The 20,638-nt window shown below is 72.4% G+C and carries 20 protein-coding genes; 6 read left to right on the top strand and 14 right to left on the bottom strand.

Translation table 11 applies throughout. The features are described 5' to 3' along the window. The first annotated feature begins 104 nt into the window (after positions 1-104). Positions 105-737 (top strand): class I SAM-dependent methyltransferase, encoded by a 633-nt coding sequence (locus tag AB0937_RS28160; protein ID WP_366715338.1) that lies wholly within the window; start codon positions 105-107, stop codon positions 735-737. On the opposite strand, the gene AB0937_RS28165 is transcribed toward AB0937_RS28160, so the two are convergent. Then, on the bottom strand, positions 696-1,196 hold the full coding sequence (locus AB0937_RS28165) for a DUF402 domain-containing protein (RefSeq protein ID WP_366715340.1): 501 nt from the start codon (positions 1,194-1,196) through the stop codon (positions 696-698). The two genes, AB0937_RS28160 and AB0937_RS28165, sit on opposite strands and share 42 nt — an antisense overlap. Continuing rightward, the gene (locus AB0937_RS28170; protein WP_366715342.1) at positions 1,177-2,106 is read right to left on the bottom strand and encodes a GNAT family N-acetyltransferase; all 930 of its coding nucleotides are present in this window, start codon (positions 2,104-2,106) and stop codon (positions 1,177-1,179) included. The genes AB0937_RS28165 and AB0937_RS28170 overlap by 20 nt, the downstream gene beginning before the upstream one ends. A gap of 71 nt (positions 2,107-2,177) precedes the next feature. Between AB0937_RS28170 and AB0937_RS28175 the strand changes: the two genes are divergently transcribed. After that, positions 2,178-2,546 carry a GntR family transcriptional regulator gene (locus AB0937_RS28175; RefSeq protein WP_366715344.1) on the top strand — a complete coding sequence of 123 codons (369 nt, stop codon included), beginning with the start codon at positions 2,178-2,180 and terminating at the stop codon, positions 2,544-2,546. Between the two features lie 114 nt (positions 2,547-2,660). On the opposite strand, the gene AB0937_RS28180 is transcribed toward AB0937_RS28175, so the two are convergent. The 6 genes from AB0937_RS28180 to AB0937_RS28205 all read right to left on the bottom strand — a co-directional run bounded on the left by AB0937_RS28180 (position 2,661) and on the right by AB0937_RS28205 (position 8,963). Continuing rightward, complete coding sequence (locus tag AB0937_RS28180) at positions 2,661-3,437, bottom strand: DUF72 domain-containing protein (RefSeq protein ID WP_366715345.1); 777 nt, start codon at positions 3,435-3,437, stop codon at positions 2,661-2,663. A 33-nt stretch (positions 3,438-3,470) separates the two neighbouring features. Further along, positions 3,471-4,565 carry a DUF5925 domain-containing protein gene (locus AB0937_RS28185; protein WP_366715347.1) on the bottom strand — a complete coding sequence of 365 codons (1,095 nt, stop codon included), beginning with the start codon at positions 4,563-4,565 and terminating at the stop codon, positions 3,471-3,473. Between the two features lie 75 nt (positions 4,566-4,640). Further along, positions 4,641-5,441, bottom strand: coding sequence for a polysaccharide deacetylase family protein (locus AB0937_RS28190; protein ID WP_366715349.1), 801 nt, complete (start codon positions 5,439-5,441; stop codon positions 4,641-4,643). Then, the gene (locus AB0937_RS28195) at positions 5,434-6,444 is read right to left on the bottom strand and encodes a glycosyltransferase family 2 protein (RefSeq protein ID WP_366715350.1); all 1,011 of its coding nucleotides are present in this window, start codon (positions 6,442-6,444) and stop codon (positions 5,434-5,436) included. Before AB0937_RS28195 ends, AB0937_RS28190 begins: the two co-directional genes overlap by 8 nt. Continuing rightward, a complete protein-coding gene (locus AB0937_RS28200) occupies positions 6,441-7,262 on the bottom strand; it encodes a glycosyltransferase family 2 protein (protein WP_366715352.1) in 822 nt (273 codons plus the stop codon). Before AB0937_RS28200 ends, AB0937_RS28195 begins: the two co-directional genes overlap by 4 nt. A 495-nt stretch (positions 7,263-7,757) precedes the next feature. Beyond that, positions 7,758-8,963, bottom strand: coding sequence for a S8 family peptidase (locus AB0937_RS28205; RefSeq protein WP_366715354.1), 1,206 nt, complete (start codon positions 8,961-8,963; stop codon positions 7,758-7,760). A gap of 336 nt (positions 8,964-9,299) precedes the next feature. Here AB0937_RS28205 and AB0937_RS28210 point away from each other — a divergent pair, with 336 nt between their 5' ends. Continuing rightward, the gene (locus AB0937_RS28210; protein ID WP_366715356.1) at positions 9,300-10,106 is read left to right on the top strand and encodes an SGNH/GDSL hydrolase family protein; all 807 of its coding nucleotides are present in this window, start codon (positions 9,300-9,302) and stop codon (positions 10,104-10,106) included. A gap of 4 nt (positions 10,107-10,110) precedes the next feature. Here AB0937_RS28210 and AB0937_RS28215 read toward each other — a convergent pair whose 3' ends face one another. The 4 genes from AB0937_RS28215 to AB0937_RS28230 form a co-directional block, all read right to left on the bottom strand. After that, entirely contained in the window at positions 10,111-11,754 is a 1,644-nt protein-coding gene (locus tag AB0937_RS28215; protein WP_366715358.1) for a serine/threonine-protein kinase, read from the bottom strand. Positions 11,755-11,869: 115 nt separating this feature from the next. Beyond that, entirely contained in the window at positions 11,870-13,450 is a 1,581-nt protein-coding gene (locus tag AB0937_RS28220) for a nickel transporter (protein WP_366715360.1), read from the bottom strand. Further along, positions 13,447-15,024: a tetratricopeptide repeat protein gene (locus AB0937_RS28225; protein ID WP_366715361.1), complete on the bottom strand. Its 1,578-nt coding sequence runs from the start codon at positions 15,022-15,024 to the stop codon at positions 13,447-13,449. The genes AB0937_RS28220 and AB0937_RS28225 overlap by 4 nt, the downstream gene beginning before the upstream one ends. A 104-nt stretch (positions 15,025-15,128) precedes the next feature. Further along, on the bottom strand, positions 15,129-16,661 hold the full coding sequence (locus AB0937_RS28230) for a DUF4331 domain-containing protein (protein ID WP_366715363.1): 1,533 nt from the start codon (positions 16,659-16,661) through the stop codon (positions 15,129-15,131). A 227-nt stretch (positions 16,662-16,888) separates the two neighbouring features. Between AB0937_RS28230 and AB0937_RS28235 the strand changes: the two genes are divergently transcribed. From AB0937_RS28235 to AB0937_RS28245, 3 genes are all read left to right on the top strand, one after another. Beyond that, positions 16,889-17,431: a sigma-70 family RNA polymerase sigma factor gene (locus tag AB0937_RS28235; RefSeq protein ID WP_366715365.1), complete on the top strand. Its 543-nt coding sequence runs from the start codon at positions 16,889-16,891 to the stop codon at positions 17,429-17,431. Further along, positions 17,428-18,246, top strand: coding sequence for an anti-sigma factor (locus AB0937_RS28240; protein ID WP_366715366.1), 819 nt, complete (start codon positions 17,428-17,430; stop codon positions 18,244-18,246). Before AB0937_RS28235 ends, AB0937_RS28240 begins: the two co-directional genes overlap by 4 nt. Positions 18,247-18,372: 126 nt before the next feature. After that, on the top strand, positions 18,373-18,639 hold the full coding sequence (locus AB0937_RS28245; RefSeq protein WP_234848210.1) for a hypothetical protein: 267 nt from the start codon (positions 18,373-18,375) through the stop codon (positions 18,637-18,639). A gap of 171 nt (positions 18,640-18,810) precedes the next feature. Here the strand turns inward: AB0937_RS28245 and AB0937_RS28250 are convergent, their stop codons facing one another. Further along, on the bottom strand, positions 18,811-19,593 hold the full coding sequence (locus tag AB0937_RS28250; RefSeq protein ID WP_366715368.1) for an ABC transporter permease: 783 nt from the start codon (positions 19,591-19,593) through the stop codon (positions 18,811-18,813). Beyond that, positions 19,590-20,600, bottom strand: coding sequence for an ATP-binding cassette domain-containing protein (locus AB0937_RS28255; protein WP_366715370.1), 1,011 nt, complete (start codon positions 20,598-20,600; stop codon positions 19,590-19,592). Before AB0937_RS28255 ends, AB0937_RS28250 begins: the two co-directional genes overlap by 4 nt. Positions 20,601-20,638 lie beyond the last annotated feature (38 nt).

Below are 20,638 nucleotides of genomic sequence, written 5' to 3' on the forward strand. Positions count from 1 at the left end.
TCTCACGGAGGTAGACCTTTCGGGGGAGGGTTACTCATCGCTCCTGGTCTGTCAGTGGCGGCAGTCACGATTCGAGTGTCAGTGGTGGGTGTCACCCTGGTGCCATGAGCGACGTGGACTGGGACGCCGAGGCCGCCTCCTTCGACGAGGAGCCGGATCACGGCCTGCAAGACCCCGAGGTGCGCCGTGCCTGGGCCGGACGGCTGCGGGACTGGCTGCCGGGGCGCCCGGGCGATGTGCTCGACCTCGGCTGCGGCACGGGCAGCCTGTCACTCCTCGCGTCCGAGCAGGGCCACCGCGTGACGGGCGTGGACGCGTCGCCGGCGATGGTGGCCCTCGCCCGGGAGAAGCTCGCCGGGCGCGACGCCGTGTTCCTCCGCGGTGACGCGGCGGCACCGCCGGTCGGGGAGCAGCGCTTCGACGCCGTGCTCGTCCGGCACGTTCTGTGGGCCCTGCCCTGCCCCGGCCGCGCCCTGCGTCACTGGTATGGGCTGCTGCGGCCGGGCGGGCGGCTTGTGCTGGTCGAGGGCGTGTGGGGAAGCGTCGAGCCGGTCGGCATACCCGCCGAGCGGCTCACCGCTCTGCTCGCCCCGATCGCCGGGCGAGTGCGGGTGCAGCGGCTCTCGGACGATCCCCGGCTGTGGGGCGGCCCGGTGACCGACGAGCGGTACGCGGTCGTCGCGCCGAGCGGTGGCTCAGGCCAGGAGCGCGGTGAAGTCACCGCCGCGGGCGAGTGACTCCAGTTCGTCGAGCGCGGCCAGCGCGGCCCGCGCCGCTTCCGGGTCCGACTCCGCGAGGCCGCTCTCGGCGAACTCGTCCTCGTCCAGGCGCCGTATGTCCGTGCCGTCCGCGGAGCGCCACAGGTCGAGGTCGAGGTCCTCCACGACCAGCTCCGGTCCGGAGCGCCGGGCGGGGCGGGTGACGTCGCAGTACCAGCCCTTCAGCGCGCCCGTCGCGGAGCGCACCTCCTTGATCGCGTACCAGCGGTCGCGCCAGTAGTACTCCGTGAAGACGTCCCCGGACTCGAAACGGACGAAGCCGAAGTCGCGCACGCCGGAGCCCGCCCACGGGGCGCGGACGGCGACCCGCGTGCCGTCGTCCGACAGCAGCTCGCCCCGGTAACGGATCTTCGTACGGCCCGCCTTGACGAGCACGACGTCCAGCTGCGGGGCCCCGTCAGCCGAGTTCGCGGACATGGCGCACTTCCTTCGCACAGATCTCGTAGCCGAACCACTTGTTGATGGCGATCATCGGCTCGTTCCCGGTGTCGTTGCCGGTGAACGCCTCCGTGCACCCCGCCGCGCGGGCGCGGTGCAGCGAGTCGTTCTTGGCGAGTTTCGCCAGACCCCGGCCGCGGAACTCCCGGGCGGTGCCGGTCATCGCGGTGCCGTAGCGGGAGCCACCGTCGGTGTGCGCCACGCTGAAGGCGGCGGGGCGGCCGTCGACGAGGGCGACGGTGGTGAGCTCGCGGTTCAGCAGCGGGTGCTTCCAGTGCTCCTCGAACCAGGCCCCGTAGTCCGTGAACTCCACGTCGATGTCACCCGGTTCGTCCGCCGCAGTCGCCGCGTCCAGTTCGAACAGGGGGCGCGGGTCGTCCTCGAAGTCCGCGGCGGTGCGCAGGACGACGCCGGCCGGCGGCTCCTGGCGGGGCGGGAGCGTGCCGCCCGCCAGGTCCAGGCGCAGGAAGAAGGCCGAACGGCTGGCCCGGAAGCCGTGCCGCTCGGCGAAGGCGCGGTTGTCCGGTTCGTCCAGGACCCAGGCGAACAGTTTCGTGACACCCAGTCGCCCCAGACGCTCCTGTGCGGTGCGCAGCAGCAGCGACCCGGCGCCGCGGGTCCTGCGGTCGGGACGTACGTAGATGTTGGCGGAGCCCTGGCCGGGTTCCGGGCTCTCGTGGGCGACGCCGACCTGGGCGGTACCGATGATCTCGCCGTCCTCCTCGGCGACGAGCTGCGCGAAGTGGGCGTCGGGGTGGCTGCGCGTCAGGGTGTGCAGCACGGACTCCGGCGTGGACAGCATGTACGGCAGGGCGAGGCGGCGGGTGTCGGAGAACCCCTCGGCGTCGGCTCGGACGTCGGGACGCAGGTCGCGCACGATCACGGTCATGGGGGCGCACGCTACGCGTGGACCCGTCCGGGTGCCTCTCATTTTCCGGCGGGTGCGCGACAATCGGGCCTGTGACCTTGAAGATCGACATCGACGACAGTGCTCCGCCCTACGAGCAGGTGCGGGCACGGATCTCCGAGCAGGCACGGTCGGGCGCGCTGCCGGTGGGCTACCGGCTGCCGACCGTGCGGGGGCTGGCCGAGTCGCTGGGCCTCGCCGCGAACACGGTCGCCAAGGCGTACCGGGCGCTGGAGGCGGACGGGGTGATCGAGACGCGGGGCCGCCACGGCACGTTCGTCGCCGCCGCCGGCGCGGCGGCGGACCGCGAACTGGCCTCGGCCGCACAGGCCTATGTGGAGCGGGCCAGAAGGCTCGGACTGGGCGAGGACGACGCACTCGCCGCGGTACGGGACGCCCTGCGGGCCGCGTACGGCGGATAGCGGGCGGCGCGGGCCCTGACCGGACGGCGGCCGATGGGTGGGGAACACCGCGGGTGGGGGACGCCGTGCCCTCTGCCCGACGGCATGCGGCGGGCAGAGGGCACGGCGCGGGCCTCAACCCGACGGCTGTGTCAGTCGCTCCGGAGCTCGTGTGATGTCCAGCCCCGCCGCCCGTCCCGCCCGTGCGAACGCCACCGCGTCCTCCACCGCCGCGCCGCCCGGGTCGTTGTTGAAGTACGCGTAGACGTCCTCGCCGTCGGTCCAGGTCGTGGCGATGCGGTCGAGCCAGGTGGCCAGCGAGCGACGGCCGTAGCGGGGCCAGGGCTTGGCGCGGCCCTGGTGGAAGCGGACGTAGCCCCAGTCGGCGGTGCGCCACAGCGGGGTCGCCGGGCGGGCCAGCACGTCGGCCCAGCACAGGGCGGCGCGCCGGGACTCCAGGACACGCCGGACCTGCGGCGTCCACCACGAGTCGTGGCGCGGCTCGACCGCGACCCGGCTCGAGGCCGGGAAGCAGGCCAGGCACGCGTCCAGCAGGCCCGGGTCGGCGCGCAGCGTGGGCGGGAGCTGGAGCAGAACCGGGCCGAGCCGGTCGCCGAGGCCCGCCGCGTGGCTCATCAGCCGGTGCACCGGCTCCTCGGGGTCCTTCAGCCGCTTGATGTGGGTCAGATAGCGGCTCGCCTTGACCGCGACGACGAAGTCGCCGGGCACCCGCCCCCGCCAGTCCTCGAACGTCTCCCGGGCCGGCAGCCGGTAGAAGGCGTTGTTGATCTCGACGGTGGCGAAGTGCCCCGTGTACTCCTCCAGCCAGAGCCGCATCGGCAGCCCGGACGGGTACAGGACGTCCCGCCAGTCCTTGTACTGCCATCCGGAGGTGCCGACGAACAGGGTCATACGCCCATCAAAACACCGCCGGGTGCCTGGCTCCTACAGATACAGGCCCGCGTCGACACCCCCGCGCGGCTCGGGCAGGGCCGTGGGGGACGTGCCCCGGCGCAGCGCGTACAGCTCCGCCAGCGTCGCGCCCTCGCGGCCGACGCCGTCCTCCTGTCCCAGCCAGTTCACCGCCTCCCGCCGGGTCAGCGGTCCGACCTCGATGCGGGCGAGGCAGCGGCCGGGGCGGACCACGGCCGGGTGCAGGCGCTCCAGGTCCTCGTTGGTCGTGACGCCGACCAGCACATTGCGGCCCTGGCCGAGCAGGCCGTCCGTCAGGTTCAGCAGCCTCGACAGCGCCTGGCCCGCCGTGTGCTTGGCCTCGCCGCGGATCAGCTCGTCGCAGTCCTCCAGGAGCAGCAGCCGCCAGCGGCCCTTACCCGTCGCGTCCTCCTCGCCGATGGCGATGTCCATGAGGTAGCCGACGTCGGAGAAGAGCCGCTCGGGGTCCAGGACGCAGTCCACCTGGCACCAGTCGCGCCAGGACCGGGCCAGGGTGCGCAGCGCCGAGGTCTTGCCGGTGCCGGGCGGCCCGTGCAGCAGCAGGAGCCGGCCCGCGATGTCCTCCGGGGTCGTCTTCATCAGGCGGTCCATGGCGTCCGCCACGGGAGCGGTGTAGTTGGGCCGGACCTCGTCCCAGGTGCCCGCGGCGATCTGGCGGGTGGTGCGGTGCGGGCCGCGCCGCGGGGAGACGTACCAGAAGCCCATCGTCACGTTCTCCGGCTGCGGTTCGGGTTCGTCCGCCGCACCGTCCGTGGCCTGGTCGAGGACCTTCTTCGCGAGTTCCTCGCTGGTCGCCGTCACGGTGACGTCGGCGCCCCGGTTCCAGCGGGAGACCAGCAGCGTCCAGCCGTCGCCCTCGGCGAGGGTCGCGCTGCGGTCGTCGTCCCGGGCCACGCGCAGCACCCGGGCGCCCGGCGGCACCAGCGTCGCACCGGACCGCACACGGTCGATGTTCACCGCGTGGGAGTACGGCTGCTCGCCCGTCGCGAAGCGGCCGAGGAACAGCGCGTCGACGACGTCGGACGGGGAGTCGGAGTCGTCGACGTTGAGCCGGATCGGCAGCGCTTCGTGCGGGTTTCCAGACATGCCGCCATGATCCGGCACGGGGACGCCGCGTGCACCCGGTTTCCGGGTGCCCACGGCATGTCGTCCCCATGCAGGTCAGCCCCCGGAGCGGGAGACCAGCCGGCGTGCCTGCCGGGCCCTGCGGACCACGGCGTACCCCTTGGTCAGGGCCCGGTCCGCGGCGAACGTACGGGCGATCGCCCGGCCCTCGGCCACCCGCTCGAACTCCTCGATGCCCGTGCCGCGCCGCACCGTCACCCGCCGCAGCGCGTACGGTCCCTGGGCGCGCCGCGCGAGACCGTTGCCGACGGCGAGGGCCTGGGCGTAGCCCGTCTCGCGCACGGCCTGCCGGACCCGGCGGCTGGAGTAGCCGTAGGGATAGGCGAACGAGGCAGGGGCGGAGCCCAGTTGGTCCGAGACGATCTCCTTGCAGTGGATCAGTTCGAACCGCAGCGTGGCCTCCGAGACCTGGTCGAGCTGCGGGTGGCTGTGGCTGTGCCCGCCGATCTCGACACCGGCCGCCGCGAGGTCGCGGACCTGGTCCCAGTCCAGCATGGTGTCCAGGCCGCCCCCGGTGTCGTACGGGCCCCTGAGCCACCCGGTCGAGACGAACAGGGTGGCGGGGAAGCCGTGCTTGGCGAGCGCGGGGAGGGCGTGCCGGTGCACACCCTCGTAGCCGTCGTCGAAGGTGATGAGCACCGGCCGCTCGGGCAGGGCCCGGCCGGAGCGCCAGCACGCCGCCAGCCCGCCCGTGGTGAGCGGCCTGAACCCGCGGTCGGCGAGCACCGCCATCTGTTCGGCGAACGCCTCCGGGGTCACCGACAGCGCGCGCGTCGCCTCGTTCGGGTCGGTCGCGACCGCGTGGTACATGAGGATCGGTACGCGCGCGTCACTCACGGACCGCCACCTCCACCCCGGGCACCTGGAACGTGGTCCCGCCCCGGCGTGCCCGGACGCTGCCGACGACGTAACCGCCCGCCGCCGTCAGCACCCCGGCCACGATCGCGCCGGCCCGCCCCGCACCGCCCGGCCGGGCCAGCAGGGCGTCGCGCAGACCCCGGGCCACGCCGGCGGGCAGGACCCGCGTGGCGTACCGGCGCTCCGACTCCAGGCCCTTGCCGGCCCCGACGCTCCGGGCCACCAGGGCCTTGGACAGACCCTCGGCGTAGGCGCGGGTGCGGAAGTAGCGGAAGTGCTCGCGGACCTCGGGCACCCGGTGGTGGATCACCGCCCGGTCGTCGATCAGCAGCACCGCGTCGGGCCGGGCCCGGGACAGACGGATGCACAGTTCCGTCTCCTCGCAGCCCAGCGGGCGTTTGTCGCCGTCCCGGCCGATGCCGGTGGCGAAGCCGCCCGCCGCGTCGAAGGCGCTGCGGCGGAACGAGGCGTTGCCGCCGAGCACGTTGCGCACCCGGACCCGGCCGCGCGGCAGGCCCCGGTAGGTGCAGCCCACCACCCAGTCGAACTCCTCCGGGAACCAGCCGGGCCGCCGCCCCGACGCCCAGACCGGCTCCGTGCGCCCGCCGACCGCCATCACCCGCGGGTCGGTGTACGCCTCGGCGAAGTGCCGCAGCCAGTCGCGCTCGGCCACGGCGTCGTCGTCGAGGAAGGCCACGACCTCGCCCCGGGCCGCGGCGATGCCGGTGTTGCGGCCGGCGGACAGGCCGCGGGGGCCCGCGTTGGCGAGCACCCGCACCACACCGGCGGCCCCCTTGTACTCCTCGTATTCCTTGTACTCCTTGGCCAGACGCTCCCGCAGCGTCTCGTTGTGATCGACGACCAGCAGCGTCTCCAGGGCCGGCCGTGACTGCGCGCGGACCGAGGAGACCGCCGCGAGGATGTCCTCCCAGCGGTCCTCGGTGTACGCGCAGATCACGACAGAGATGCCGGGACCGCTCAAGACACCTCTCCCCGCATCCCGGCCGGCATCGACGACCGGGGCGAACGGCGGCGCAGCGCCCGGCGGTTGGAGCGCTCCTGGAGGATCACCTTCAGCACGCGCAGCCCGTCCCGCACGGCCCGCAGGTTGCTGACGCCGTGGATGCGCAGGTACTCGTGGCTCGGGATCTCCTGCACCTTGAGCCCGGCCTTGACCACCCGGATGTTCATCAGGGTCTCGACCTCGAAGCCGGTGCAGTCGAGGTCGATCTTGTCGAGGCAGTGCCGCCAGAACGCGTTGTAGCCGTAGCACAGGTCGGTGTAGCGGGCGCCGAACTTGCGGTTGACGGCCGTGCACAGCGCCCAGTTGCCCATCTTGCGGATGAAGGTCATGTCGTCGGTGCCGCCGCCGTTGGCGAAGCGGGAGCCCTTGGCGAAGTCCGCGCCGGAGACCAGGGCGGAGACGTAGCTGAGGATCTCCCCGCCGTCCGCCGAGCCGTCCGCGTCGACCATCACGATGATGTCGCCGGTGCAGGCCTGGAAGCCGGTGATCAGGGCGTCGCCCTTGCCCTTGCCGCGCTGTTCGACGACCTTCACCTCGGGCCACAGCTCGCGGGCCACCTCGACGGTGTTGTCGGTGGAGTTGCCGTCGACCAGGACTACTTCATGTATCCAGTCGGGCAGGGTCTTGAAGACGTAGGGCAGGTTCTCCGCCTCGTTCATGGCCGGGATCACCACGCTCACCGGTGGCGCGATGGCCAGGTGAGAGGAGACGGGCCGGTACGTGGAGGCGGTCGGCGGACGCTGCTGCGTCGCGGCCGGCTGCAGAACTGAGCTCATGAGTCTGGTCCCTCTCGTCCGGTGGACCGCCCCCCCAGGGCAGTCCGGATCCAGTCCGGTTCGAAAGGGGGGTTCTCACCCGAGGCACGCCGAGATGGCGAGGCATGCCGGGATGACGCTCCGGCACGCCGGGTGAGCTGGCAAAGCTGGCCGGCCGCGAAAACGGCAGCCGACCGCGCGGCACGGCCCGGAGACAGTTGCGGTCACCGAGCACGGCACCCCCCTACCGCGCCCCGCGCCGGTTCGTCGCGGTCCTTGAGCCCTCCCCTGGAGCCGCGTACTGACGGACCGATGCGGGTGAGATGTATGACGGTATTGACGATTGAACCCGTATGGCAAGACCTGGAACGGCCTCTCACGTTTTTGTTGGTTTGGTCGTTGCGAGAGACGGATCGTGCGACGCAAGTTGCACGTTCCCGTCCCATAAACACGCGTTCCCCGGAGGCGATCAGGGCCTCCGGGGAACGCGTGTTCAGATGCCGGTGCGGACGCAGGTCACGGGACGATCTGCAGCAGGCGGTTCGGCGAACCGGATCCCGCGCCGGTGACCTTGCCGGTGACGGCGCCGTTCACCAGGGCCGTCGCGACCTGGGCCGGGGTCGACGAGGTGTGGCCCGCCAGGTAGACCGCCGCCGCGCCCGCCACGTGCGGGGTCGCCATCGAGGTGCCGGAGATGGTGTTGGTCGCGGTGTCACCGGTGTGCCAGCCGGCCGTGATCGACGAGCCGGGCGCGAAGATGTCCAGGGCGGAGCCGTAGTTGGAGTAGCTCGCCTTGGCGTCGGTGCTGGTGGTGGCGCCGACCGTGATGGCCTCGGCGACCCGGGCGGGGGAGGACGAGGAGGCCGTGGTGCTGCTGTTGCCCGCGGCGACGGCGTAGGTGACACCGCCGGCTATGGAGTTGCGGACGGCCGTGTCCAGGGTGGCGGAGGCGCCGCCGCCGAGCGACATGTTGGCGACCGACGGGCCGGAGTGGTTCTTCGTCACCCAGTCGATGCCCGCGATCACGCCGGCCGTGGTGCCGGAACCGCTGTTGTTCAGCACGCGCACTCCCACGATCTTCGCCTTCTTGGCGACGCCGTAGGTCGTGCCGGCGATCGTGGTGGCCACGTGGGTGCCGTGGCCGTTGCCGTCCGAGGCGTCGTTGTCGCCGTCGACGGCGTCGTAGCCGTGCGAGGCGCGGCCGCTGATCTGCTGGTGGGTGATGCGAACACCGGTGTCGATCACATAGACCGTCACGCCGCTCCCCGCGCTGTCCGGGTAGGTGTAGGTGCCGGAGAGCGGCAGTGAGGCCTGGTCGATGCGGTCCAGGCCCCACGGGGCGTTGGTCTGGGTGGCGGCGAGTGTGACGCGCTGGTTCTGCTCGACGGAGGCCACCGCCGGGTCCGCGGCGAGCCGCCGGGCCTCGGTGGCGGAGAGGGTGGCGGAGTAGCCGTTCAGCGCCGTGCCGAAGGTCTTGTCGACCGAGCCGCCGTACTCCTTCACCAGGCCCTTGCCCGCGGCCGAGGACGCCTTGAGGCCCGCGCTCTTCTTGAGCGTGACCAGGTAGCTGTCCTTGATCGCCGTAGGGGAGCCCGCGGCGAGCACCCGGCCCTCGGCGGGTGCGGCCTGGGCGGGAAGCGTGGTGAGCCCGCCCACGAGGGCGGCGGTCGCCAGCGAGGTGAGTGCGGCGAACCCGAGTCTCTTGCTGCGCTGTTGTGCCATTACGAGGGAGTCCTCCTCCAAGCGGCGCGCGCCTGGGTGAGGCGCGCGTCATGTGGGGGGTGTGCGCGTGCTCGCGCACACGAGCCGGGGAGCGTCGCGTTCCGCTGCCGGCCGAGTAAAGGGTCTGCCAACTACCGATGTAGAACAAGGGAGTTGAGGATCACTCAACAAACCTGTCATGAGCACGTAACAAGACAGGTCCGACGTGTGACAGGAGACGTGGGGAACGCGCCGGGAATCCGGGGAGAGGTCGAAAAGACTTGGCATGGACACTTCCTGTCAACACGCGTAGCTGCTACGACGGTTGTGGCAGAGATCCTGCTAAAGGGAGGTTCCATGAGACGTTCCCGACTTGTCCTCCTCGTGAGCTCGCTCCTCCTCGCCGTCGGCACCGCCCTCACCGGGGCAGCGACGGCGCAGGCGTCCTCACTCGCCGCAACAGGCGGCTATGTGGCCCTCGGTGACTCCTATTCCTCCGGAGTCGGAGCCGGCAGCTACATCAGCTCCAGCGGCGACTGCAAGCGCAGCACCAAGGCCTACCCCTACCTCTGGGCAGCCGCCCACGCACCCTCGACCTTCGGCTTCACCGCCTGCTCGGGCGCCCGAACGGGTGATGTTCTGGCGAGTCAGCTCGACCCGCTCGGCGCCTCCACCGCCCTCGTCTCGATCAGCATCGGGGGCAACGACGCCGGTTTCGCCGACGTCATGACGACCTGTGTGACCCAGTCCGACAGCGCCTGCGTCTCCCGCATCAACACCGCCCGGGCGTACGTGGACTCCACGCTGCCCGGAAAGCTCGACGGCGTGTACTCGGCGATCCGCTCCAAGGCCCCCGCCGCCAAGGTCGTCGTCCTCGGCTACCCCCGCTTCTACAAGCTCGGCACCAGTTGCCTCGGTCTGTCCGAGACCAAGCGCAAGGCCATCAACGACGCCTCCGACCACCTCAACACCGCCATCGCCAAGCGGGCCGCGAACCACGGCTTCGCCTTCGGCGACGTACGCACCACCTTCACCGGTCACGAGATCTGCTCCGGTGACTCGTGGCTGCACAGCGTCAGCTGGCTCAACATCGGCGAGTCGTACCACCCGAAGGCCCCCGGCCAGTCGGGTGGCTACCTGTCCGTGCTCAACAGCAACGACTGACCGCTCAGCCGTCGTCCGAGTCCGGGCCGGAGCCGGAGCCCGATGCGGAGTTCGCGTCCGGATCCGTCACGGAGGGAGAAGGGGAGGCCCCGCCCGTCGGGGTCTCCGTCTCGCACGTCACCGAGAAGGGCACCGACTCGGACGTCGTACGCACCGGCTCCCGCACCTCGACGCCGATCTCGTTCTCGAACGTCCCGGTCTGCGCCTGGGTGGACACCCGCACCGTGTCCTGCTTCGAGCGGTCGCCGCCCTCCGGGAACGACAGGGTCTTCCAGCCCCCGTCGAGCACCTGGCCGTCCTGTGTCACCCAGCGGTAGCTGACCTCGGCCGGCAGCCGCCCCACCGCGAGCGTCGCCGTGAACTCGGGCGCCTGGGCGGCGGGCGGCGGGCAGGTGCCCGAGTAGTCCGTGCGCCGGCCCTGGAGGGACACCTTCACCGACTGCGGCGGCGGATTGCTCTCCTGCGACTCGCTCGGGGTCGGCGACGGGCTGGACTTCTCGGTCCCGGTGTTGCGGGGCGGGCTCTTGGTCGCGGTGGGCGTACTGTTCCCGGCACCCTGGTCCTGACCGCCGGAACCGTCCCCGTCGTTCAGCAGCGCGTACGTCAGCCCGCCCACCGCCAGCGCCAGTGCGATCACGCCCGCGACCAGCACCCGGCCGGACCGGCGGTCCCGGTCCCGGCCCGTGTCCGTCATGGTCGCACCCGAACCGGTCGCCGCCGACTGATCCGGGAAGGCCATGGGAGGTGTGGGAGCCGGCTCGGGGTGGCCCACCACCGTCGGCGGGAACGGAACCGCCCGCGTGGTGCCGGGGCGCGGCGCCCCGCCCGCGGCGACCAGCCGCAGATCCTCCTCGGCCCGCTCGGGCGGCAGCCGCTGCTCGGGGTCCTTGCGCAACAGCCCCTCGATCACAGGGGCGAGCGGCCCGGCCCGGTACGGCGGCGGCAACTCCTCGTCGACGATCGCCCGCAGCGTGCTCAGCGGGGTGTCGTGACGGAAGGGGGAGTGGCCCTCGACCGCCGCGTACAGCAGCACACCGAGCGACCACAGGTCCGACTCCGGGCCGGGCGTACGGCCCAGCGCCCGCTCCGGGGCGAGGAACTCGGGCGAGCCGATGACCTCGCCGGTCATGGTCAGCGCGGAGCTTCCCTCGACCATGGCGATGCCGAAGTCGGTGAGCACGATCCGGCCGTCGTTCGAGATCAGCACGTTGGCCGGCTTCACGTCGCGGTGCAGCACCCCGGCCTCGTGCGCGGCCCGCAGCGCGGCCAGCACCTCGGCACCGATGTGCGCGGCACGCTCCGGTGCCATCGGGCCCTCGGCGTCCAGGATCTCGGCCAGCGACAGACCGCGGACCACTTCCATGACGATCCACGGCCGGCCGTCGTCCGTCGCCACGTCGTAGACCGTCACCACGTTGCGGTTGGCGACCCGGGCCGCCGCCCACGCCTCGCGCTCCAGCCGCGCGTACATCCGCTGCACGTCGTCGCCCGCCAGCCCGGACGGGGCACGCACCTCCTTGACGGCGACCTCGCGGTGCAGCACCTCGTCGCGGGCGCGCCACACGGTGCCCATACCGCCCTCGCCGAGCGGTGCCAGGAGCCGGTAGCGGCCCGCGATCACACGCTCATGGCCCGGTTCTTCGAACACGGCGCCCCCATTCGCAGCCGGGCGAAATCTCCATGGTGTGTGTTTTCCCCACGCGGTCGGTTTTCCTCACGACGTCCGCTGTTTCTCCTGACGTCCGATGCCTCACGAACGTAACTCAGCCGAGTGCGGATGCCGCCCCCTTGAACACGAGTCCGGCCCCGAGAACCAGCACGGCGAAGGCCGAGCCGAGCGGCGCGGTCCGGCGTACCAGGGCCGCCGTCGGGCCCGCCGTCCAGCGGGGGCGCCGGTCCAGCAGCCGGGTCATGCCGCTGCCCGCCTTGACGACGGCGTACCCGGCGGCCGTGAGGGTGAGGGCCAGCCCGACGCCGTACGCGACGACGAGCAGCAGACCGAACCAGGCCTGCCCGAGCGCGGCGGCGCCGACCAGCACCACGACGGCGGACGGGCTGGGCACGAGGCCGCCCGCGAAGCCCATGAGGATCGTGCCGCGGAGGGTGGGTGCGACAGGGTGGGAGTGAGTGAAGCCGCCGTGGGTGTGCTCGACCGTGTGGGGGTGGGAGTGCGGGTGGGCGTGATCGTGCGGGTGGTCGTGGTCGTGGTCGTGCTTGCCGTGATGGTCGTGATCGTGGGTGTGGCCGTCGTGGTCGTGGGTGTGGCTTCCGTGGCCGTGATGACGACCGTGCGGGTGGTGGATGTGCGCGCGGTTGCGCAGGGCGCGGCGGACCAGGCTCGCGCCCGCCAGGGTCACCAGCAGACCGCTGGCCACACCGAGCCAGGCGATCACCGAGGGCGCCGCCGCCGAGCCGGCCGTGACCAGCAGGCCCAGGGCGACCACGCCGAGGGTGTGCGTGACGGTCACCGATGCGGCCATGGGCAGGACGTCCTTCATCCGGGCCTGCCCGCCCCGGGCCGCCGCCGTGGCGGCCATGATGGTCTTGCCGTGGCCCGGGGCGAGCGCGTGCATCGCCCCCAGGACGACGGCGATGAGCAGAGCCAGCGCGGCGAAGCCGGCGCTGAGGTCCTGCCGGGCCACCAGGTCGTCCAGGGCACGCGTCCAGCGGTCCGCGCCGCGCGGGAGCACCGAGGCCGCGGGGGCGTCCGACTCCTCCTCGGCCAGGGTTGAGCCGCCGGGGCGGACCCGCAGGGCGGCCGACGCGGTGTCGGCCGGGGACGACAGCAACTCCTCCGGGTAGCGCGTCAGTTCGTCCGAAATCGACTTCTTGGGCACGTCCGACGCGGCGAGCGTCATACGGTCGCCCCGAGCCGTGATCTCCCGCCAGCCCGGGCCGGTGGAAGCGCCCGCGCCGCGGAAGCCCAGGGCCAGGGTCTTGTTGTCCGAAGGAAGAGCGGCGGTCAGCTCGCACTCCACCCGGAGGGTGTCGAGCCCCGCCTGCCCGGGCCGCACGCGCGCGCGGCTGCGCTCGGCGGTGAGGGCGACCCGGCGGCCGTCGACGGTCGCCCGGCTGTCCTCGGCGGCCGTGGCGCACCGCTCGCGCGCCCACATGGCGATGCCGAGCCGTTCGATGTCCGGCCCCGCCTGGGTCGCCGGGATCTCCGCGAGGTCCTCCACGTGATGGACCCGCAGTTCGCCGGGGGCGGCGACGAGGCCGTCGTAACGGTTGACGGTGAAGTTGCCCAGCGGGTGGGCGCTCGCCGTGGCGGCGGGCAGCAGGGTGAGCGCGCAGGCGGCCGTGAGGACGGCGGCGCCGGACGCGAACAGCCGGCGCAGGGTCACCGGTTCCCCTCCAGGTCCTTGAGTGCGGTACGGGCCTCACGCGCGCCGAGGGGCGAGAAGCAGGGGTTCAGGTCCAGCGCGGACTTCAGACGGGTGCGGGCCCCGCGCTCGTCCCCGGTGGCGCGTTCGATGACACCGCGGTGGTAGAGGAAGACGGAGTTGCGGTAGCCGGTGGCGGTCGCCCGCCGGGCGTACGGCAGAGCTTCCTCGTCGCGGCCGTTGACGTGCAGGGCCCACGCGAGGGCGTCGGCGGTGTGCACGCTGTGGCGGCGGTCCCACTCGGCGCGGGCGGCCCGCAGGGCTTCCTTCTTGTCGCCGTGGTCGGCGGCGGCCATGGCCGTCTCGAGGTCGGTGTTGGCGCCGCCGGCGCGCGCCAGGGCCGTCCAGGCGTCGACGAGGGCGTACTGGTCGCCGGCCTTCGCACGGTCGCCGTCGGCGCCGCGGTCCTCGTACAGCTCGCCGAGGGCGACGAGCGGGCCGGGCAGCGGGAAGCGGGCGACGACCTGCTCCAGCCCCTTCACCGCCGCCGCCCGGTCACCGCTCGCCGCCTGGGCACGGGCACGGCCCTCCAGGGCGGGGAGATAGGCGTCGTCGGCGGCGAGGGCGCGGGCGTAGTGGCCGAGGGCCGTCTTGTACTCGCCCTGGTTCCAGGCGAGCTGGCCGAGGGCCGTGGCGACGTACGCGACGTCGCCGGGCGCGTGCGCCGAACCGAGGGCGCGCTCCAGTACGGCACGCGCCGTACGGACGTCGCCGCGCAGTTCGTGCACGTACGCGTACCGCGTGAAGACGGGGACGCCCGGGCGCCGGTCGTCGGCGGTGTCGGCGGCCTTCGCGGCGTCGTCGTACCGGCCGAGTTCGACGAGGGCGTCGATGCGGGTGCACAGGGCGCGTTCGCTGTAGGGGTTCTGCTTCAGGGCCCGGTCGGCGTAGGACAGGGCGCCGGGGAAGTCGTGCCGGGCGGCGGCGAGGGCGGCGCGGCCCGCCAGGGCCTGGTCGTTGCCCGGCTCCAGTTCCAGGGACCGCTTCAGGGCGCGCTCGGCCTGCGGGTACCGGGACGGGTCGCCCTTGGTGCGGGCCTGCTCGACGTAGGCGACCCCGAGGGTGGCCCAACTGCCGAAGTCCCTCGGCTGGGCGCGCAGGTGCTTCTGCAGGGACGCGATGCCCGCGTCGAGGTCACCCCGCGCGAGATCGCCGGGCGACAGGGCCCCGGCCGCCGACACGGCGGCGACCCCCGCCCCCCGGTCCTGCGCACCCCCGAGGGCGATGGCCCCACCGGTCACCGCGACTGCAAGCAGCACCGCACACCCGGTGACGTGCAGGGCCCGCCACCGCCGCCCCCCGTCGGCGGCCCGCCGCACGGCGGCGACCCGCCGGCCGACGTCGGGCCCGGAGCCGGAGTCGCTCCCGCCGGGGCCGGCGCCGGACGTGCCGTCGCTGTCGCCGCCGGAGCCGGCCGCCGCCCCGGCGGCAGAACCACCGGGCCGCCCCTCGGGCTCCGGGTGCACCGGGGACGTCGACGGCGATCGGTCGTCGTCGGGGTGTCCCGGTGTGCTGTCGGTCGTACGCGGAGGCATGACCACTCCTCGGTCGGATGTGCGGGTGGTGCGGAAGTCGGAGGCGCGGCCCGCGCCGTGGGGGATGTGGAACGGGCCGCGCCAGTCGGTGACAGCGGAGCGGGTCAGTACGCCCGGTTCCGCATACGGCGCCACCACATCAGGGCCGCGCCGATCAGGACGACGCCGCCCGCCCCGGCCCCCGCGGAGGCGGCCATCAGACCCGTGTCGTCCGAACCCTGCGCGCCGGCCGGCTGGAGCGCGTCGCCCAGCTGGCTGCGGACGTCGTTGCCGCCGTCCACGCCCTTGGCGAGCGGACCGCGCGAGCCCTCCGTCGGCAGAGCCACGTACGGGAAGTACTTCTCGAACTTCTTGTCGTTCTTGTCGACCGCGTCACCGAGGTCGTTCTTCGCACCGAGCAGCTCGCCCTCGACGACCTGCAGCGACGCGTCGATCACGTCGTCGGTGAGGCGACGGCCGTTCGGGAAGCCCGCGTTGTCACCGTCCAGGACACCGAGCCGCTTGGGCTTGGCGGCCGGCTTGATGGACGTGTTGAGCCGCAGCTGCTCCGACGGCGTCACGTGCGGCGGCTGGTTGAGGTCCTTCACGCCCTTCAGGAAGACGTCGACCAGGTCGTTGCGGGGCTCGGCCGGAGCCGGGATCTTGTAGATCGCCTCGATGAGCTTCGGCAGCTCCGGGTTGGTGACGTTCTCCAGGAACTGGGCGTCGTCGCGCGGGGTGGACGCGTTGAACGTGTCCTTGTCCTTGATGGGGTTGACGACCTCGTTGACCAGCGGGTTGCCGAGGCGCGAGACCTGCGTGAAGTAGCCCTTGGCGTTCTTGCGCTGGGTCGTCGACCAGATGCCGACGACGGGCTGCTCGTGCGACTCGGTGATGAAGCTGTTGGGGACCTGCAGGGCTATCGAGTTGACGTTGTAGCCCTTGAGGGTGTCGTTGCCGACCTCGGAGAGGTTCCCGCCGTACAGCAGGTCGAAGACGCGCAGGTCCAGGAAGAACGGGTCGTCGGCCTGACCGGCGAACGTCTGGGCACCCCCGGCGAGTTTGTGCACCGCCTGCTTGCGCAGGGTGTCGTAGTCCGGCATCGACGCCTTGCCCACGTTCGACGGCGCGACCGGCACGTCGTCGGCGACCTTGGTCTTCGACACGGCCTTCAGGTGCTTCAGCTTGATCAGCTCGAGGTCGTAGGTCTGCGTGATGTTGAGGTCGGGGTCGTCGAGGCTCTCGACCGGGCCCGTGTTGTACAGGAACGTCTTGTCGTTCTTCGTGTGCGTCTTGAACGTGTACCGGAAGAGCAGGTCCTCCTGCGCGTCACCGTTGCTGTCGATGCGCAGGTCGTACTGGGCGTCCTCGGCGAACGTGAAGAAGTTGGGCCCGCCGGCCGGTTCCTCGAAGGGGATCCAGTTCGCGACAATGGTCGTCGTGTCCGGCTTGTCCGGGCTGACGAACGCGTACACGTCGGTGTTGTCGTACTGCGGGGTACCCGAGATCAGCGGGGCCTCGCGGTGGCTGGAGGCGGAGGCCGCCTCAGGTTCCAGCGCGGTCACACCGGCGGCTGCGAGCCCGCCGGCGGCCAGCGCGCCACAGATCACGGTCGCGATGCTCGCGCGTCCCGCACCGGTCCTGGAGATAGGTGTCATGCCGTCCGTCCTCCGTGCCAACTTGCCTGACACACGCCATTCGGAGCGGTCGGCGAAGCGGATTGGTCGAATCTCAAACGTTCTTACGGCGGATCGGGAAAGTTGTTTCATCGCCGGGTGACCCGCGTTTTCGGCGCGCTGATCCGTAACCCCATCCGGAGGTGTGTGCGTTGCGAATGCCTCGTGTGAGGGGACAGGCCCGGTGCGGCCTCGGGAAGGGGGACCGAGTGGAGGCGGACGAGCTGCTGCTGCTCGTGGCAGGGGGGGACCAGAAAGCCTTCGAGGAGTTGTACGGACTCGTGTCCGGTCCGGTGTTCGGACTCGTACGGCGTGTGGTGCGCGACCCCGCCCAGTCGGAGGAGGTGGCCCAGGAGGTGCTGCTCGAACTGTGGCGCTCGGCGGCGAAGTTCGACCCGGGCCGGGGCAGCGCGATGTCGTGGATCCTCACCCTCGCCCACCGCCGGGCCGTCGACCGGGTGCGCAGCGCCCGCGCGGCCGGTGAACGCGAGCAGCGCGAGGCCCTGCGCGCGAACCAGCCCGCCTTCGACCACGTCATCGAGGAGGTCGAGGCCGGACTCGAACGGGAATGGGTGCGCCGCTGCCTCGACCGGCTCACCGTCCTGCAGCGCCAGTCGGTCACGCTCGCCTACTACGAGGGCTACACGTACCGTGAGGTGGCCGAGCGGCTCTCCCTGCCGCTGGGCACCGTCAAGACCCGGATGCGGGACGGGCTGACCCGTATGCGTGAGTGCCTCGGAGGTGTGGCATGAGCCTCTTCCGCCGCGAGGACATGCACTCGCTCGCCGCGCCCTACGCGCTCGACGCCCTGGAGCCGCCGGAGCGGGTCCGCTTCGAGAGGCACCTCGCGGACTGCGACCGCTGCGCCGCCGAGGTGCGCGCCCTGGCCGAGGACGCCGCACGGCTCGCCTGGTCCACGGCCGCCCCGCCCCCGGCCGCGATGCGCGAGCGGGTCATGCTCGCCGTACGGACGACTCCGCAGGACCCGCCGCCGCAGGGGGCGGTGCGTGAGCCGGCGCGGGCGCGGGCCGCTCAGCTGCCCCCGCACGTGTGGGGCGCCCAGCCGCCGCCGCGGCAGCGGCAACGCCGTCGCATCCCGCTGTTCGTGCCCTTCGCGACGGCCACCGCCGCCGCGGCCCTCGTCGTCGCCTCGTTGTTCGCCGTGCAGGCGAACCGCACCGAGGACCGGCTGACCGCCGAGCAAGATCGGTCACGTGAGATCGCCCACGTTCTGGCCGCTCCGGACGCCCGCGCGAGCACCGGCCGGGACGGTCGGGGCCGCACGATCGGAGTCATCGCTTCCGCCACGGAGGGGAGCGCGGTGGTCACCCTCGGCGGATACGGAGCCCCGAGGGGCGGCCGCGTGCATCAGTTGTGGCTCATGCGCCCTGGCGCGCAACCACGCTCCCTCGGCCTTTTCCAGGCAGACGCGCCCCTGGTCGCGACGGGTTTGGGCACCTCCGCGACGTCACTGGCCGTCACCGTCGAGCCCGCCGGGGGTTCGCCGCAGCCCACTACCCAGCCATTCGTCCAACTCGCCCTGAAATCTGTTGGATTCGGAGAGTGAACGGAGACACATCGTCAACCCCCTTATGGGGAAGGTGAATCCTGTGACCGCGATACACGAGTGCCGGGACGGGGCGATAGGGTTAGCCTGCCCGGGCCGGGTGGACTCGTACGGGTGGGGAGTGACATGGAACAGATAACAGTGCGCAGCAGGGCCAGGGTCCCTGCGATCACCTGCGGGAGCAGCGCGACCAGTTCGCGCCTCGACCGCCACCTCTCGGTGCTGGGCGGCCCCGCCGTCCCCCAGCGGGAGACGGTCGAGGCGACCTCGCTCATGCGGGAACTGACCGCGCGTCAGTCGCACGACCGCAGTGGCAGGGGTGCGCGCGTTCGTCGCGTCTCGCTCTTCGCGCCGCTGCGCCGGCTGCGCCGCTCGCTGTTCGGCAGCAGGTAGGGGCCCGCGCTCGGGCGGTCACACCGCCCCCGGCGCTGCGACACTCGTCGTCCGTCATCCCCGCGGCACGCAGCGGCGCCAGGTGTCTTCCCGAGCGCGGAACGCCCCCTGTCGGTGCCACTCCCCGCCCGGCAGCGACCGGGGGCTGTGTCCGCGGCTGCGGTCGCCCGTTCAGCGCTCCCCGTGCGCGTACTGACGCACGGCCAGCGGTACGAACACCCCGAGCAGCACGGCGCACCACACGAGCGACCCCGCGACGGGGTGGGCCACCGGCCAGGCCGCCCCGCCGGGTACCGGTGCGTTGCCGAAGAGTTCCCGCAGGGCCGTCGCCACGGCGCTGATCGGATTCCACTCGGCGACCGTCCGCAGCCAGCCCGGCAGCCCGCTCGTGGGGATGTACGCGCTGGACAGCAGCGGCAGCAGGAACGTCGCCCCGCCCAGCTGGCCGGCCGCCTCCTCGTTCCGGGTGAGCAGGCCGAGGTAGATCCCGGCCCATGTGCACGCGAAGCGGAACAGCAGCAGCAGCGCGAACGCCCCCACGGCTGCGAGCGGGCTCCCCTCGACCCGCCAGCCCACCGCCAGGCCCACCAGCACGAACGGCACCGTCCCGAGGGCCGTGGCCACCAGGTCCGCCGCGGCCTGTCCCAGTGGTACGGCCGCCCGGCTCACCGGCAGCGTACGGAAGCGGTCGGTCACCCCCCGGTGCGTGTCCTGGGCCGCCTGGAACATGCCGGCCATGATCCCGCCCGAAGCGGTCGCCACCAGCAGGCCCGGCACGAGGAACGACCGGTACGCCTCGCCCGGTACCGCCAGCGCGCTGCCGAAGACGTAGCCGAAGAACAGCAGCATGCTGATCGGCATCGTCTGGGTGAGGATCAGCAGGCCCGGGTTGTTGCGCAGCCGCAGCAGCTGGCGGCCCAGCATCGCGGTCCCGTCGTACGCCAGCATGCTCATGCGGCACGCTCCCTCTCGTCGGTCGTCCCGTGCTTCCCGGTCGTCCCGGGCTTCCCTGTCTTCTCTGTCGTCGCGGGTGTGGGCTCCGTCAGGCGCAGGAACACGTCGTCGAGGGTCGGCGGGCGCAGGCTCACGTCGAGCAGCGGCACGCCCGCCGTGTCCAGGGCGCGCACCAGCAGCGGGATCGTGAGCGTCGGGTCCGTGCTGACCGCCCCGACGGCGTTGCGCTCGTGGTCGAGCGACGGCTGCGCGCCGGTCAGCCGGTCGAGCACGGCCGCCGCCTTCGCGAGGACGCCGGCGTCCGGCACGACGACCTCGGCGTGCGCCCCGACCAGCGACTTGAGCTGCGCCGGAGACCCGGTCTGCGTGACCCGTCCCCGGTCCACCAGGGCGATGTCGTCGGCCAGTCGGTCGGCCTCCTCCAGGTACTGCGTGGTGAGCAGCACGGTCGTGCCCTCGTCGGCCAGGCCGCGCACCACGTCCCAGATGAGGGTGCGGCTGACCGGGTCGAGGCCGGTCGTCGGCTCGTCCAGGAACAGCACGTCGGGACGGCGGATCAGGCTCGCCGCGAGGTCCAGGCGGCGGCGCATCCCGCCGGAGTAGGTGGACGCGGGGCGGTCGGCGGCCTCGGTCAGGCCGAAGCGCTCGAGGAGTTCCGCGCTCCGGTCGGCCGGACCGCGCACCCGGTGCAGCCGGCCGAACAGGCGGAGGTTCTGACGCCCGGTGAGGTCCCCGTCGATCGAGGTGTCCTGCCCGGTGACGCTGATCCTCCTGCGTACGGCGGCGGCCTCGCGGACGAGGTCGTGCCCCGCGACGCGGGCGGAGCCGGCGTCCGGCCGCAGCAGTGTGGTCAACAGCCCTACGGCCGTCGTCTTCCCCGCCCCGTTCGGCCCGAGGATCCCGCAGACCGTCCCTTCGGCGACCGCGAGGTCCAGCCCGCGCAGGGCACGGACCTGCCCGAACCGCTTCTCCAGACCTTCACTAAGTACAGCGTACGTAGAAGTCATGGCATGACCATAGCGCACTACGTACGCTGTACGTAACT

The organism is Streptomyces sp. NPDC047880, from assembly GCF_040706515.1.
In the GTDB taxonomy this organism is placed as follows: domain Bacteria; phylum Actinomycetota; class Actinomycetes; order Streptomycetales; family Streptomycetaceae; genus Streptomyces.